Below are 284 nucleotides of genomic sequence, written 5' to 3' on the forward strand. Positions count from 1 at the left end.
GATTTGAACCGACGACCTTCGGGTTATGAGCCCGACGAGCTACCAGGCTGCTCCACCCCGCGTCACCGTACTGCTTTTACTTCATCAAATTTGATTGGTTGCGGGGGCCGGATTTGAACCGACGACCTTCGGGTTATGAGCCCGACGAGCTACCAGGCTGCTCCACCCCGCGTCACCGTACTGCTTTACTTCATCAAATTTTAATTGGTTGCGGGGGCCGGATTTGAACCGACGACCTTCGGGTTATGAGCCCGACGAGCTACCAGGCTGCTCCACCCCGCGTC

General features: G+C 57.4%; 2 tRNA genes. Both read right to left on the minus strand.

Annotation, left to right across the window (positions count from 1 at the left end):
- Positions 1-95: 95 nt before the first annotated feature.
- Positions 96-172: transfer RNA gene (locus RTW80_RS28870), tRNA-Met, on the minus strand.
- Positions 173-205: 33 nt separating this feature from the next.
- Positions 206-282 (minus strand) — tRNA-Met (locus RTW80_RS28875).
- Positions 283-284 lie beyond the last annotated feature (2 nt).

The sequence above is a fragment of the Escherichia sp. AM3 genome (assembly GCF_032029835.1).
Classification (GTDB): Bacteria; Pseudomonadota; Gammaproteobacteria; order Enterobacterales; family Enterobacteriaceae; genus Escherichia; species Escherichia coli.